The organism is Allobosea sp. 10N428 (assembly GCF_056394545.1).
In genome coordinates this window covers 611,975-625,502 of sequence record NZ_JBFTIC010000002.1, presented here as the reverse complement: position 1 = coordinate 625,502, position 13,528 = coordinate 611,975, and the positions used below count along the sequence as shown (strand labels likewise).

13 protein-coding genes are annotated in these 13,528 nt (G+C 66.6%); 4 read left to right on the top strand and 9 right to left on the bottom strand.

Translation table 11 applies throughout. The features are described 5' to 3' along the window. Positions 1-26 precede the first annotated feature (26 nt). Together AC1DDA_RS09370 and AC1DDA_RS09365 are read right to left on the bottom strand one after the other, a co-directional pair. Positions 27-1,631, bottom strand: a complete 1,605-nt coding sequence (locus AC1DDA_RS09370; protein WP_476795541.1) for an ABC transporter substrate-binding protein — start codon at positions 1,629-1,631, stop codon at positions 27-29. A 59-nt stretch (positions 1,632-1,690) separates the two neighbouring features. After that, positions 1,691-2,536 (bottom strand): VOC family protein, encoded by an 846-nt coding sequence (locus AC1DDA_RS09365; protein WP_476795540.1) that lies wholly within the window; start codon positions 2,534-2,536, stop codon positions 1,691-1,693. A 270-nt stretch (positions 2,537-2,806) separates the two neighbouring features. Between AC1DDA_RS09365 and AC1DDA_RS09360 the strand changes: the two genes are divergently transcribed. The 3 genes from AC1DDA_RS09360 to AC1DDA_RS09350 are packed head-to-tail and all read left to right on the top strand — an operon-like array spanning position 2,807 to position 6,044. Next, on the top strand, positions 2,807-3,169 hold the full coding sequence (locus AC1DDA_RS09360) for a MarR family winged helix-turn-helix transcriptional regulator (RefSeq protein WP_441512700.1): 363 nt from the start codon (positions 2,807-2,809) through the stop codon (positions 3,167-3,169). 45 nt (positions 3,170-3,214) lie between these two features. Next, entirely contained in the window at positions 3,215-4,531 is a 1,317-nt protein-coding gene (locus tag AC1DDA_RS09355) for an MFS transporter (protein WP_476795539.1), read from the top strand. Between the two features lie 40 nt (positions 4,532-4,571). Further along, a complete protein-coding gene (locus tag AC1DDA_RS09350) occupies positions 4,572-6,044 on the top strand; it encodes a protein adenylyltransferase SelO (RefSeq protein WP_476795538.1) in 1,473 nt (490 codons plus the stop codon). 66 nt (positions 6,045-6,110) lie between these two features. Here the strand turns inward: AC1DDA_RS09350 and AC1DDA_RS09345 are convergent, their stop codons facing one another. The 7 genes from AC1DDA_RS09345 to AC1DDA_RS09315 all read right to left on the bottom strand — a co-directional run bounded on the left by AC1DDA_RS09345 (position 6,111) and on the right by AC1DDA_RS09315 (position 12,528). Then, positions 6,111-6,812 carry an ABC transporter ATP-binding protein gene (locus tag AC1DDA_RS09345; RefSeq protein ID WP_476795537.1) on the bottom strand — a complete coding sequence of 234 codons (702 nt, stop codon included), beginning with the start codon at positions 6,810-6,812 and terminating at the stop codon, positions 6,111-6,113. Further along, positions 6,809-7,567 carry an ABC transporter ATP-binding protein gene (locus tag AC1DDA_RS09340; protein WP_476795536.1) on the bottom strand — a complete coding sequence of 253 codons (759 nt, stop codon included), beginning with the start codon at positions 7,565-7,567 and terminating at the stop codon, positions 6,809-6,811. Before AC1DDA_RS09340 ends, AC1DDA_RS09345 begins: the two co-directional genes overlap by 4 nt. Next, the gene (locus tag AC1DDA_RS09335; RefSeq protein WP_476795535.1) at positions 7,564-8,448 is read right to left on the bottom strand and encodes a branched-chain amino acid ABC transporter permease; all 885 of its coding nucleotides are present in this window, start codon (positions 8,446-8,448) and stop codon (positions 7,564-7,566) included. The genes AC1DDA_RS09340 and AC1DDA_RS09335 overlap by 4 nt, the downstream gene beginning before the upstream one ends. Beyond that, the gene (locus AC1DDA_RS09330) at positions 8,448-9,311 is read right to left on the bottom strand and encodes a branched-chain amino acid ABC transporter permease (protein ID WP_441512694.1); all 864 of its coding nucleotides are present in this window, start codon (positions 9,309-9,311) and stop codon (positions 8,448-8,450) included. Before AC1DDA_RS09330 ends, AC1DDA_RS09335 begins: the two co-directional genes overlap by 1 nt. Positions 9,312-9,385: 74 nt before the next feature. Then, positions 9,386-10,606 carry an ABC transporter substrate-binding protein gene (locus AC1DDA_RS09325; RefSeq protein WP_476778626.1) on the bottom strand — a complete coding sequence of 407 codons (1,221 nt, stop codon included), beginning with the start codon at positions 10,604-10,606 and terminating at the stop codon, positions 9,386-9,388. Positions 10,607-10,624: 18 nt separating this feature from the next. Beyond that, positions 10,625-11,863 (bottom strand): metal-dependent hydrolase family protein, encoded by a 1,239-nt coding sequence (locus AC1DDA_RS09320; RefSeq protein ID WP_476795534.1) that lies wholly within the window; start codon positions 11,861-11,863, stop codon positions 10,625-10,627. Next, positions 11,860-12,528, bottom strand: coding sequence for a TetR/AcrR family transcriptional regulator (locus tag AC1DDA_RS09315; protein ID WP_476795533.1), 669 nt, complete (start codon positions 12,526-12,528; stop codon positions 11,860-11,862). Before AC1DDA_RS09315 ends, AC1DDA_RS09320 begins: the two co-directional genes overlap by 4 nt. A gap of 117 nt (positions 12,529-12,645) precedes the next feature. Here AC1DDA_RS09315 and pcaD point away from each other — a divergent pair, with 117 nt between their 5' ends. Further along, entirely contained in the window at positions 12,646-13,419 is a 774-nt protein-coding gene (gene pcaD / locus AC1DDA_RS09310) for a 3-oxoadipate enol-lactonase (protein WP_476795532.1), read from the top strand. Positions 13,420-13,528: the final 109 nt, after the last annotated feature.

Sequence of the window (13,528 nt, the reverse complement as noted above, 5' to 3'; positions counted from 1 at the left end):
GGGAAGGGCGGCCCGCTCTCCTGTTCTTACTCGGCCAACCAAAGGTCGTGCCAGCTCGACGAGCCCCAGCGCGGGGTGTTCGAGTGGTTGCGGGCCTTGGCGCTGATCGTGGTGACGAAGATCTGCTCGATCGGCATCCAGATCGGCAGCTCGGTGTTCACCTTGCGGACGAAATCGCTGTAGAGCGCCTTGCGCTTGGCGGGATCGACCTCGGTCGCGGCGTCGTCGATGATCTTGTCGACGGCATCGTCCTTCCAATCCCACTGGTTGGTCCAAGGCGCGCCCTTGGGTTGGCCGGAGCGGTACCAGACCGTCGTCGAGACGGCTGGGTCGTTGCGGTACTGGTGCCAGCCGGTGGCGAGGTCGAAGTCCCAATCGTTGTAAACGCTCTTCAGGAAGCCGCCGCCATCGACGCGCACGATATCGACCTTGATGCCGATTTGCGCCAGCGACTGCTGGATGAAGGTGGAGAACAGCGAGATGTCCTCGCCCCAGGGGGCAGGGGTCAGCCGGAGCGAGAAGCGCGTGCCGCCGGCGCCGGGCTTGTAGCCGGCCTCGTCGAGCAGCTTGACCGCGAGCGCCTTGTCGAAGGGATACTGCGGGCCGTTGTCGGCCGGGTAGAAATCGGTCGAGACCGAGGGGATCGGCCCGGTGCCGCGCTTGGCGAAGTCGCCGAGGAAGTTCTCGATGAAAAAGGGGATGTCGAGCGCATGCGCGATGGCGCGGCGCACGCGGATATCGGCGAGTTCCTTGCGGCGGAAGTTGAACTCGATCGTGTTGGTGCGGGCGTTGCCCTCGTTGCCCTTGGTCGAGACGATGAAGCGCTTGTCCTGCGACAGCCGGGCCATGTCGGAGATCGTCAGGCCGGAGAACGGGCTGTAGTGCAGCTGGCCGGCTTCGAGCTGTGCCGCGGCGGCCGAGCGGTCGGTGATGACGCGCCAGATGATACGGTCGAGATAGGGCGCGTTCTCGCGCCAGTAGTTCGGGTTGCGGTCGGCGATGATGTGCTGGCCGCGCTCATAGGTGACGAACTTGAACGGGCCGGTGCCGATCGGTGCGAGGTTGACCGGGTTGTTCCGGATGTCGCCCTTGCCCTCATAGAGATGGCGGGCCGAGACGTAGCCGAGGTCGGGCAGGGCGCGCAGCAAGAGGTTCAGCGGCATCGGCCGCTCGTAGCGGAAGATCGCTGTGTAGGGATCGGGCGTGTCGACGGCCGTGAGGAAGAGCTGCAGCGTCGTCCCGTAGTTCAGGATCTTCTTCCACATCTCCATCGCGGTGAACTGGACGTCCGCCGAGGTGAAGGGCTGGCCATCATGCCAGGTCACGCCCTTGCGCAGCTTGAAGGTGATGGTCTTGCCGTCGGGCGCCGCCTCCCAGCTTTCGGCGAGCACGCCGACCGGGTTGCCGTTGGCGTCGAGATCGACCAGCGCCTCCTGAATCTTGCCACCGATGATGTAGACGCCGGTCGAGGCCTGGAGGCTGGGATTGAGTTGGCGCTGCTCGGCGCCGTAGTGAACGCCGAAGACGCCGCCCTTGCGCGGCGTCTCCTGCGCGAAGGCCTTGAACGGGTTGACGACATTGGCCGCGATGGCGGCGGAGGTCATCAGGATTGAACGACGGGTGAAGTCCATGGAGGTCCTCGACGATCTGAGCTCGGAGGCTGAAAGGCGGAATGCAGGAGCCGTGCCGGTCAGGCCGGCACGAAGCTGAGCACGGAGCCGGAGGCGCGGGCTGCGGGCACGCTGGCGGCATCGCCGTGGCGGATCGCGCCGGATGCTGCTGCGGCAGCGTCGAGATCGCGCGTGGCCAGCACGAGCGCAGCGACGCCAAAGGTTGCCGCGCCTTCCCGCACCGCATCCGGATAGCGCTCGGCAAAGGTCTCGGCGGCATAGAACAGGATGTCGGCGCGCGAACGGCCGGAAGCGACGCGCCAGACCGTGCCTTCCTGCCGAACCGGCTCGTCGATCAGCCGCGAAAGATGTTCGGCGGCCGCCTGCGGATCGGCCGACAGGATCTCGATACGCCGGATGGCGACAGCGCCGTTGGCGTGCTGCTGCAGCACCGGCACCCAGACGTTCTCCCGCGTCAGATGCTGGCAGGCGAAGATGCGGATGCCGCCGGGCTGCTCCTCGAGCGGCCAGCGGAAGACATTGAACTTGGCGTCGGCCTCGCCGCCGCCGGGGAGCGGCACCGGCCGGCCGAAATGCACCGGGCCGATCGCAGGAAAGCCCCGTGCGGTGATTTCGGCCGCGCCGGCCGCGGCGTCGTCGGTGGTGAAGGCGATGCGCTCAATGCCCTCGTGCTTCGCCAGGAAGTCGCGGGTGGGCCTGTTCTGGTCGGTCTCGGAGACGATCCCGAGCAGCTCGAGATAATCCTCCTGCAGCATGATCGTGTGGTTGGCCGAGCCCATATGCGGCGAATGCAGGCCGAGAGGCGAAATCGTGAAGCCTAGCCCCTCCCAGGCCTTCGCCGAGAGAGCGAGATCGCGAACGGCGACGACGACATGGTCGACGCCGAGAACATGATTGAGAGACATCAAGCCGGTCCGATATGGTGCCGCTCGCGGCGGCGTAAGCGAAGAATTTCCTTCTTCGGTCGGCAATCTAGTCGGGCGGTATGGGGAATGTCCTTATCGTTGTTTTCCGATTTTAGAGATAAATGATCTCCTTTTCGCGGTCGGCGCCATGCGGGCCGGCTGCGCTGGATACGCTGCGGCGCGGTGGTCGAATCGCGCTTGATTTTGCATAAAAGCGGGCATATACCCGCAACTATGTCCATCGCCTGTTACTGCACACGCCTCAAGACCGTGACCCGCAAGATTGCGGGGCTGTATGACGTCGCTTTGGCGCCGGTGGGGATCAACATTGCCCAGTTCGCGATCCTCAGGAACGTCCGGAGGCATCAGCCAGTCAGCCTGACGGAACTGGGCCGGCTTCTGGAACTCGATCGATCGACCATGGGGCGCAATATCCGCGTGGTCGAGAAGATGGGCCTTGTGCAACTTGGGCGCGGCGAAGATCAGCGCGAGCTGGTCGTGTCGCTGAGCGCGCAGGGGGAGGCGATTCTGGAAGAGGCATCTCCGCTCTGGGAGACGTGCCAGCAGGATATCACCGGGCGTCTTGGCGCCGAGCGTCTCAAGGCTCTCAACGAGCTGAGCGATCTTCTCTGATCGTTTAATCTCAAGCGGGTATATACCCATAAATTGGATGCTCTCATGTCGCAGATAGCCATCTCCGCCGAGAACTCGGCATTACCCCGCTTCTTCGCCCGCCGGGGCATCCACTACGGCTGGGTGGTCGCGGCGGTCACCTTCCTGACCATGCTGGTGACGGCCGGCGCCGTCGGGGCGCCCGGCGTCCTGATCGGCCCGCTGCATCAGGAGTTCGGCTGGTCGACCGCGGAAATCTCGTCCGCCTTCGCGATCCGCCTGGTGCTGTTCGGGCTGATCGGGCCGTTCGCCGCCGCCTTCATGAACCGCTTCGGTGTCCGGCGCGTCGCGGCCGTCGCGCTGACGCTGATCGCCGCGGGTGTGCTGGGCTCCTTCGCCATGACGACGCTCTGGCAGCTCATGCTGTTCCTGGGCGTCGTGGTCGGCTTCGGCACGGGGCTGACCGCCATGGTGCTGGGCGCGACGGTGGCGACACGCTGGTTTTCGGCGCGCCGCGGCCTCGTGATCGGGCTGCTGACTGCCAGCACGGCGACGGGCCAGCTCGTCTTCCTGCCGCTGCTCGCCTCGCTCACGGAAACGCTCGGCTGGCGCAGCGCGCTCGCCTTCGTGCTGGGCATGCTGCTGCTGGCCGCCGTCGCGGTGCTGGTGCTGATGCGTGACCGGCCCTCCGACCTCGGACTTGCGCCTTATGGCGCGACGCTGCCGGTGGCTGCGCCACCCGCGGCACCGGCGACGCTGGGCGCAATGCTGGCCTCGCCGCTCGTCGCGCTGAAGGACGCCTCTCGTTCTGGCATCTTCTGGGCGCTGTTCGGCACTTTCTTCGTCTGTGGCGCCAGCACGAACGGCCTGGTGCAGACCCATTTCGTCTCGCTATGCGGCGATTTCGGCATGGCGCCGGTCGCCGCGGCGGGCATGCTCGCGGTCATCGGCATCTTCGACTTCGCCGGCACGGTTGGCTCGGGTTGGCTGTCCGACCGCTTCGACAGCCGTAAGCTCTTGTTCTGGTATTATGGCCTGCGCGGGCTCTCGCTGATTTACCTGCCCTTCACCAGCTTCAGCTTCTACGAACTCTCGATCTTCGCGGTGTTCTACGGTCTCGACTGGGTAGCGACCGTGCCGCCGACGGTGAAGCTCGCGGCCGACCGCTTCGGCGAGCGCGCCAACCTCGTCTTCGGCTGGATCTTCGCCGGCCATCAACTCGGCGCCGCTACCGCCGCCTGGGGCGCGGGCTTCAGCCGCACGGTCTATGCGAGCTATCTGCCGGCCTTCTTCATCGCCGGTGTGCTCTGCCTGATCGCCGCGGTCGCCATCGTGTCGGTGCGCGAGCCGCGCGAACGGGAGCTCGTCCCGGCCGCCGCATGAAGGTTGACGTTGCCATGCCGGCTGGCGCGCATATCTACGGATGATGATCGCGATTCCGTTCGACAACTCCTATGCGCGCCTGCCGGAGCGGTTCTATGCCGCGGTAAACCCAACCGCGGTGGCCGCTCCTCGTCTGATCAAGCTCAACGAGGCGCTGGCCCGGCAGCTCGGCCTCGATCCGGACTGGCTGAAGGGGCCGGACGGTGTCGCGATGCTGGCCGGCAACAGCCTGGTCGAAGGGGCGCTCCCGATCGCGACCGCCTATGCCGGGCATCAATTCGGCGGCTTCAGCCCGCAGCTCGGCGACGGCCGGGCGATCCTGCTTGGCGAAGTGGTAGACCGTGACGGCCGGCGCCGCGACATCCAGCTCAAGGGAGCCGGCCCGACGCCGTTCTCGCGGCGTGGCGACGGCCGGGCCGCGCTGGGGCCGGTGCTGCGCGAGTACGTCCTCAGCGAAGCCATGGCGGCGCTCGGCGTGCCGACGACGCGGGCACTCGCCGCGGTGCTGACGGGCGAAGCCGTCCGGCGCGAGACGCTGCTGCCCGGCGCCATCCTGACCCGCATCGCCGCCAGCCATATTCGGATCGGAACATTTCAGTTCTTCGCCGCCCGGCGTGATGTCGAGGCGCTGCGCCTCCTCGCCGACCATGTCATCGCCCGGCACTACCCGCAGGTGGCGGATGGCGACGCACCTTATCTGGCTCTGCTGGAAGCGGTGGTTGCCGCTCAGGCCGACCTCGTCGCGCGCTGGATGCTGATCGGCTTCATCCATGGCGTGATGAACACCGACAACATGTCGATCGCCGGCGAGACGATCGACTACGGTCCCTGCGCCTTCATGGACAGCTACGACCCCGCCACGGTCTTCAGCTCGATCGACGAGCACGGCCGCTATGCCTATGGCAACCAGCCGCCGATCGCGCTGTGGAACCTGACGCGCTTGGCCGAGGCGCTGCTGCCGCTGCTGGCGGAGGACCAGGAGAAGGCGGTCGCGGTCGCGCAGGAGGCGGTCAATCGTTTCAACGAGCTGTTCCAGGCCAGTCTGATCGCGGGCTTTCGCCGGAAACTCGGCCTTTTCACCGAAGCGCCGGATGACGTCCTGCTCATCAAGGCATTGCTCGATACGATGCAGCGCGGCCATGCCGACTTCACTCTGACCTTCCGGCGGCTCAGCGATGACGCTGTTGGCAACGGGCAAAGCTGCCGCGAGCTCTTCACCAATCCCGGCGAGTTCGACGATTGGCATGGGCGCTGGCAGCAGCGGCTGCAGCAGGAAAGCCTCTCCGCGGAAGAGCGGCAGCGCGCGATGCGCAGCATCAATCCGCTGTTCATTCCGCGGAATCACCGCGTCGAGGCCGTGATCGAGGCGGCAACCGAGCGGGGCGATCTGGCGCCATTCGAGGAACTGCTCGCCGTCCTGGCGAAGCCCTATGACGAGCAGCCGGGCCGGGAGGAGTACGCTCGGCCGCCCGCCGTGCATGAGCGCGTGCTGGCAACCTTCTGCGGTACCTAGCGTTTTTGCGCTTGCCGCGTGGGTCCGGATCTGCGGGCCGCTGCCGGTTGGGCAGCGGCGGCTTCGTCAGTGCTGGCCGAGATAAAGTTCGGCCGCCTTGGGATCGTCGAGCAGGCTTTGGGCGAGGCCGGCGAGGGCGACCTTGCCGCCGTCGAGGATGCAGCCATTGTCGGAGATCGCGAGCGATTGGCGCGCGCGCTGCTCCACGACCAGAACCGAGACGCCGAGCGCGGGCAGGCGTTTGATCAGGGCGAAGGCTTCGGCAACCTTGGCGGGGGCCAGGGCCGCCGTCGGCTCGTCGAGGATCATCAGCCGCGGGCGCGTCATCAGCGCGCGGGCGAAGGCGAGTTGCTGGCGCTCGCCGCCGGAGAGCGACCCGGCGCGGGCACGCTTGCGCTCGCCCAGCAGCGGAAACGCCTCGAAGAGCTCGCGGATGCGCTGTGCCTGATCGCGCACGCCGACGACGACCTGCAGGTTCTCCAGGATGCTCATCGAGCCGAAGACGTTAGCGACCTGCGGGACGTAGCCGATGCCGGCGGCGATGCGATCCTCGGTCGTCAGGGGCAGCAGGTCGCGCCCCTCGAACTGGATTCCGCCGGAGACGCGTGGCAGCAGGTCGACGATCGCCTTCGCCAGCGTCGACTTGCCGGCGCCGTTGGTGCCGGCGACGGTCAGGATCTCGCCCTTCTGCAGCGACAGCGAGATGCCGTTGAGGATGTCGACCTCGCCGTAGCCGCCGCGGACATCCTTGATTTCAAGCAGCGTCACGACACGCCTCCGAGATAGGCTTCGCGCACGACGGGATCCTCGAGCACGGCAGCGGGGGCACCCTCGGCCAGAACCTTGCCGCGATCCATGACTGCGAGCCGCGGCACGAGGCGGGTCAGCGCCTCGAGATCGTGCTCGATGATGACGAAGCCGATGCCACGTGCATTCAGCTCTTCGATTCGCTCCATGATCTCGCCGATCAGCACGGGATTGACGCCGGCGAAGGGCTCGTCGAGCAGGATGAGCTTGGGCTCGACCATCAAGGCGCGGCCGAGTTCGAGCAGCTTCTTCTGGCCGCCGGAGAGCTTGCCCGATGGCACGTCGGCGACCTTGCCGAGCTTGAGGAAGGCGATGGTGCGCTCCACCTTCTCGGCGATCGCGGCTTCCTCCTTGCGGACCTGGCCGGGGCGGAAGAACAGGCCGAGCAGGCTCTCCCCGGTCTGATCCGGGGCGGAGGCCATCAGGTTTTCGCGGACGGTCAGATGCGAGAACTCGCGCGGCACCTGGAAGGTGCGGACCATGCCGGCGCGAGCGCGCTGCGGCGGGGAGAGGGCGTCGATCGGATCGCCGTTGAGCCGGATCTCGCCCGCATCGGCCGGGACGAAGCCGGAGATGACAGAGAACAGCGTCGACTTGCCGGCGCCGTTCGGCCCGATGATGCCGAACAGGGCGTCGGTCTCGATCGTGAGGCGCACGCCGTCAAGGGCCTGGAAGCCGCCGAAGGACTTGGTGATGTCGCGGATTTCGAGGCTCATCGCTTGGTGTAATCCCCCATGAGCCCCTGCGGCCGATAGATGATGAACAGGATCAGCAGCAGGCCGACGAGGCCGATCCGGACCGAGGCCATGTCGACCTCTGAGATGCCCGGTACGATATCGCGGATGAAGCGCGAGCCTTCGAGGAAGGCCATCAGGATCACCGAGCCGATCACCGCGCCGGAAACGCGGCCGACGCCGCCCATGATGATCGCCATCCAGACATAGAAGGTGACGAGCGGGATGTACTGCTCGGGCACGATATAGGTGATGTAGTGCGCATAGAAGGCGCCGGCGATGCCGGCGAGCGCCGCGCCGACAACCAGCACCTGGATCTTGAAGCGCGGCGGGTCCTTGCCCAGCGCCTGCACGGCTTCCTCGTTGTCGCGGATGGCTTCGATGATGCGGCCGAAGGGCGAGCGCGCGATCCGGCGGATCATCCAGGCGGCGGCGATCGTGACGGCAAGGATGGTGGCGAAGGTGGCGATCTGGCCGGCGGCGCCGCCGAGGCCGGAGTAGAGCCGCGGAATGCCGGGAATGCCCTGCACGCCTTGGGTCAGCCAGCGCTCGCTGGTCAGGACGATCCGTACAACCTCCGAGAAGCCGAGCGTGACGATGGCGAAGTAATCGTCACGCAGGCGCAGCGAGACCAGCCCGATCGGCCAGGCCGCCACGGCCGCAAACAGGGCCGCGCCCGCGAAGCCCGCAATGAACGGCGCGCCGTTGAGCACGAGCAGCGCGCTGGCATAGGCGCCGATCGCGAAGAAGCCGACATGGCCGAAATTGATCAGGCCGGTGAGCCCGTATTGCAGCGTCAGGCCGAGGCTGAGCAGGACATAGATCAGCGCGATGATGCCGATCGCGACGAGATAGGCTTCCATCAGCGCACTCCCTCGACGCGGCCGAACAATCCGCGCGGCCTGACCAGCAGGACGGCGAGCATGATCAGGAACGCGATCGCGATCTTGTAGGTGAAACCGACGAAGGGGGTCGAAACCTCCTGCATGGCGCCGAGGATGAGCCCGGCGACGACGGCGCCGACCGGCGAGCCGATGCCGCCGAGGATCGCCGCGGTAAAGGCCGGCAGCAGCATCTCCCAGCCGAATTCGGGCGTCACGATGGTCTTCATGCCGAGCATCATGCCCGCGATGCCGGCGACTGCGCCGGCGAGCAGCCAGAGCGCGATCATCACGCGGCCCGGGCGGATGCCGGAGACACGGGCGAGATCGCGGTTGTCGGCGACGGCGCGCATCTGCCGCCCGATCGCCGTGAGATAGAGCAGGGCGAAGACCGCAATCAGCGTGACGAGCGCGACCAGCGCCATCTGCAGGTCGAGCGGCAGGATGCGCAGCCCGCCGAAGACGTAGGGGCGCGAGAGCGGCACCTGGAAGACCTGCTGGCCATGGCCGAAGGCGACGCCGAGCGCGGCCCGCAGCACGAAGGCGACGCCGATCGAGGCGACGAGAAGCGCGACGACGGAGCGGTTGGCGAGTTTCCGGAACACGCTCCAATAGGCGAGCAGCAGCACGATGCCGGTCGCGCCGGCCGCGCCGAGCCCGGCGAGGATGAAGGAGCCGCTGGCCTTGTGGGCCGCCAGCGCCGCATAGGCGCCGAGCGTCATGGAGTCACCGGTCGCGGCATTGGGGAAGCGCGCGATCCCGAAGACGAGCGTGATCGAGAGTGCCGCCAGGCCGATGACGAGGCCCTGGAATAGCCCGTTTATGAAAAGCTGAGCGTAGAACATGGAGCAACCTGGTCGGGCATCGCCGCGGCCGGAGCCTGCGGCCCCTGCAGGCGATGGCCTGCAGGGGCGATGCGTCAGATGTTGACGACGTAGCGCCGGTTGAGCTTGCCGCCTTCGATGAAGAAGACGCCGAAGGATGGGGAGACATCGCCATACTGGTCGAAATCCAGCACGGAGGACGCGCCCTCATAGTTGATCTTGCCCTTCTTCAGCGCTTCCTTGCCCTCGGCATAGCTGTAGACCTTCGTGCCACCGGGGTTCGAGACCTCGCGGATCTTGGCGTTGATCGCCGCCGTCTCGGTGGAGCCGGCCGCTTCGATCGCCAGGGCGAGCGCATTGACCATGTCCCAGGTCATGGCGCTGAAGATGTTCGACTGGCCGGACTGCCCGGTCGTCTTCTCGTAGACCTCGGCATAGGCCTTGAAGGACGGAGCCGTCTCGTTCGAGATCGAATCGACCGAGATCACGCCTTCGACGACCTCCGGGCCGGTCGCCTTGACCAGATCGGGGTTGGCGGCCCAGCCGGGGATGATCCACTTGACCGGCTGACCGGTCTGGAACCACTCGCGCATGATGATCGTGGTGTCCGACAGATAGGAGCCGGTGACGATCACGTCCGGGTTGGCAGCGAGGATCTTCTGCAGCTCGGAGCGATAGGACGCCTGGTTCGGCTCGTAGACGACGCTCTCGACGACCTTGTTGCCCTTCGCCTCCCAGGCCTTGCGGAAGCCCTCGGTGTTGCCGATGCCGGAGGCATTGTTGAAGGCCATGGTGGCCGGGCGCTTGAAGCCTTCCTTCACGCAGATCTCCGCGAAGGCCCGGCCGAAGCGGTCGTTCGTCGCCTGGAAGCGATAGGACAGGCCCTTGGCATTGGCCGGCGGAACCGAGAGCGCCGGCGCGCCGGAGGTGTTCATCAGGATGATGTTGGCGTCGTTCGTCAGCGGCACGACGGCGAGGGAAACGCCGGAGGACCAGGTGCCGAGGATGGCCTGGACCTTGTTGACGTCGATCAGCTTCTTGGCGGCGAGGACGCCGGCCTGCGGGCTGGTCTGCGTGTCTTCGGAGACGACCTCGAGCTTGCGGCCGGCGGCGCCGCCGGCGGCGTTGACGATCTCGGCGGCGGCAATGATCATCTTCTGCATGCCGGAGCCGTAGGGCGCGCCGGCACCCGTCACCGGGCAGAGCGCGCCGATGCGGAAGACGCCCTGCGACTGGGCGCGCAGGACGGAAGGCGCAGCGATCAGCGCCGAAGCGGCGCCGAGCGTGCCGATGAACTGACGACGGTTGGTGGTCATGGCCTGTTCCCTTTTTGGTTAGTTCAGTTCGTTCTTGATGAAGTCGCCGTTCTTCATGATGACCGGCATGTTGCGCCCCTGTCCCGTCAGGAGCGAGAGATCGGCCAGCGGATCGCCGTCGACCACGATGAAGTCGGCATAGGCATCGGGCTTGATGGTGCCGATCTTGCCGGGCATCCCGATCAACTCGGCCGCGTTGACGGTCGCCGAGCGGATGACCTCGATGGCAGGCAGAACGCGTCCGCGGATAACGAATTCCTCCGACTGGTGCCGGTGCATGGCGCCGAGCAGATCGGTGCCATAGGCCATGGTCACGCCGGCCTCGCGCATGATCTCGAGCGATTCCAGACCGCGCAAGCGGACATCGTCGATCTTGGCGACGGAGGAGGGGGGCAGGCCGTAGGAGGCGCCTTCGTTGTTCAGCGCCTCATAGGTGACGAGCGTCGGGCAGGCGATCGCGCCCCGCTCGCGCATCAGGCGGGCGGTCGCGGCCTGGACGAGGTTGGCGTGCTCGATCGAGCGTACGCCAAGCTTCACGGCGCGGGCGATGCCCTCGTCGGTGTAGAGATGCGCAGCGACATAGGTCTGGGCGTTGTGGGCTTCCTCGACGATCGCGGCGATCTCCGCGTCGCTGAAGCCGAGGAAGGCGATGGGATCGGTCGGCGAGGCGATGCCGCCATTGGCCATGATCTTCACGAACTGGGCGCCCTGGCGGATCTCGTCGCGGGCCGCGGCGCGGCAGGCGTCGACACCGTCGCAGATGCGGCCGAGCGAACCGAGCTGGTGGGTCTGGTAATCCGGCCGGCGGTTGTCGTAGCGGCCGCGGAAATCGGCATGGCCGCCGGTCTGCGACAGGGCCTTGCCGCAGATGACGAGGCGCGGGCCGACATAGAGGCCCTGTTCCTGCGCCTCGACGAGGGCGTAGGTCGCGCCGCCGACGTCGCGAACGGTAGTGAAGCCGCGGTGCAGCATCTCGCCCATCAGCTTCGCGGCCTGCAGCGCGACGAGCGCATCCGGGAGGAGCGCGTTCTGGCCGAAATTCGCGGAGTTGGCGATGACGTGGACGTGGCAGTCGATCAGGCCGGGCATCAGGGTCCGGCCCTTGAGATCGATGCGCCGCGCGCCGCCGTCGGTGATGGGGCGGTCCGAGACCTCGCGGATCAACCCGCCTTCGACGCGCACGAAGCGGTCGTGCTCGCCTTCCGCGCTGGTGCCGTCGAGCAGCCTTGCGTTCTCGAAAATGATCGCCTGTGTCATGGGTGCACGCCTTGTTCTGTCAGATCGGAAAGGGCGCCTGCGCCTGCGCGGCCCTGCTGCGAATGCTCGGCAAGAACCGTCTTCCAGAAGCCGAGAAGGCGCGCATAGTAGGCGGCGTCGTCGCGCAGGATGGTCTGCAGGCTCATGCCGCGCATCAGGCAGAGCGTGGCATTGAAGGCCGCCTCCACCTCGGGCTTCTGCAGGCCGGTTCCGTCGAAGAAATCCTGCCAGGTGCCGTCGAGCGCCGTATGAAATTCTCGCGTCACCGAGACCAGCTGCTCACGCAGATAGGGATTGTGCCGTGCGGCGGTCACATGCTCGAGCGTGACCAGGAACAGCTTGCCGGAGAACAGCTCCCACATCCGATCGACAAAGTCGGAGAGGGACAGGCTGCCGGCTTTGACCAGTTCGGCGACCTGCCGGATCTCGCCGATCCAGCTATGGAGCAGATGGCTCACGGACTGGACGATCAGATCGTCCTTGCCGGAAAAATGGTGATTCAGCGCGCCGCGGGTGACGCCGGCCCGCCCCGCGATCTCCGACGTCGTCGCGAGCGCGTAGCCCCGCTCGACCAGCAGATCGAGCGTCGCGTCGATCAGGCGCGCCCGCGTTTCCGTCGAGCGTTCCTCCTGCGTCCGGCGCTGTTTGTCGGCTGATGGCGGCATGCCCGAACTCTAGCAGTTGGAAACAAACAGACAAGCATGCATGTTTGTTTTTTCCGATGTTGCGCACAGCGGCATTGGGAGGACACAAAGATGCGGCCAGCGAACGGAGCCAAGACGATGCGGATTACAATCGGCCATGAGGAATTCGAGGTTCGCATCGACGGGGCCGACTCGGCGCCCGCGTTGCTGCTGTCCAATTCGCTCAGCTCGGACATGTCGATGTGGGACGACCAGATTCCGCTTTGGTCGCGGCATTTCCGGGTGATCCGCTACGATCAGCGCGGCCATGGCCGCAGCATCGTTTCGCCGGCTCCCTATGCGATGGAGCAGTTGGGCCGGGATGCGCTCGGCGTGCTCGATGCGCTCGGCGTCGAACGCGCGCATTTCTGCGGGCTCTCGATGGGCGGCATGGTCGGCATGTGGCTCCTGACGCATGCGCCGGAGCGGATCGACCGGGCCGTCCTCGCCAACACCGCGGCTTACATGGGCCCGGCCGATCTCTGGAACGGACGGGTCGCGGCAGCGGAAGGCGGGGGCATGGAGGCGCTCGTCGATGCGACGATCGCGCGCTGGTTCCCGGAGCCCTTCCGCGCCGCCGCGCCCGCGACCATCGAGCGGATGCGGGCCATGATCCTGGGGACGCCGGTCGCGGGCTATCAGGGGTCGTGCCTGGCGATTCGCGACATGGATCAGCGGGAGTCGATCAAGGCGATCCGCAATCCGGTGCTCGTCATCATCGGGTCGAAGGATCCGGCGACCAAGCCCGCCGATGGCGAGGCCATCGTCGCAGCGATCCCGGGCGCGCGCAAATGCCTGCTCGATGCGGCGCATATCTCGAACATCGAGCAGGCCGAGCAATTCGCCGCGGAGGTCGATGCGTTTCTCCGCTGATGGGAGGCGGGGCTGTCGCGGCCCTGCCGGCCATGGTGGAGATCCGGTCAGCCGCCATCTGGCCGCATAGGCTCGTCACGGGATTTGCGCGATCATATGTGAAAAGCTG

Excerpts from the sequence above, each read along its gene's own strand:
- AC1DDA_RS09370 (WP_476795541.1), bottom strand. The coding sequence starts at position 1,631 with ATGGACTTCACCCGTCGTTCAATCCTGATGACCTCCGCCGCCATCGCG.
- AC1DDA_RS09365 (WP_476795540.1), bottom strand. The coding sequence starts at position 2,536 with ATGTCTCTCAATCATGTTCTCGGCGTCGACCATGTCGTCGTCGCCGTT.
- AC1DDA_RS09355 (WP_476795539.1), top strand. The coding sequence starts at position 3,215 with ATGTCGCAGATAGCCATCTCCGCCGAGAACTCGGCATTACCCCGCTTC.
- AC1DDA_RS09350 (WP_476795538.1), top strand. The coding sequence starts at position 4,572 with ATGATGATCGCGATTCCGTTCGACAACTCCTATGCGCGCCTGCCGGAG.
- AC1DDA_RS09340 (WP_476795536.1), bottom strand. The coding sequence starts at position 7,567 with ATGAGCCTCGAAATCCGCGACATCACCAAGTCCTTCGGCGGCTTCCAG.
- AC1DDA_RS09335 (WP_476795535.1), bottom strand. The coding sequence starts at position 8,448 with ATGGAAGCCTATCTCGTCGCGATCGGCATCATCGCGCTGATCTATGTC.
- AC1DDA_RS09330 (WP_441512694.1), bottom strand. The coding sequence starts at position 9,311 with ATGTTCTACGCTCAGCTTTTCATAAACGGGCTATTCCAGGGCCTCGTC.
- AC1DDA_RS09325 (WP_476778626.1), bottom strand. The coding sequence starts at position 10,606 with ATGACCACCAACCGTCGTCAGTTCATCGGCACGCTCGGCGCCGCTTCG.
- AC1DDA_RS09320 (WP_476795534.1), bottom strand. The coding sequence starts at position 11,863 with ATGACACAGGCGATCATTTTCGAGAACGCAAGGCTGCTCGACGGCACC.
- AC1DDA_RS09315 (WP_476795533.1), bottom strand. The coding sequence starts at position 12,528 with ATGCCGCCATCAGCCGACAAACAGCGCCGGACGCAGGAGGAACGCTCG.
- pcaD (WP_476795532.1), top strand. The coding sequence starts at position 12,646 with ATGCGGATTACAATCGGCCATGAGGAATTCGAGGTTCGCATCGACGGG.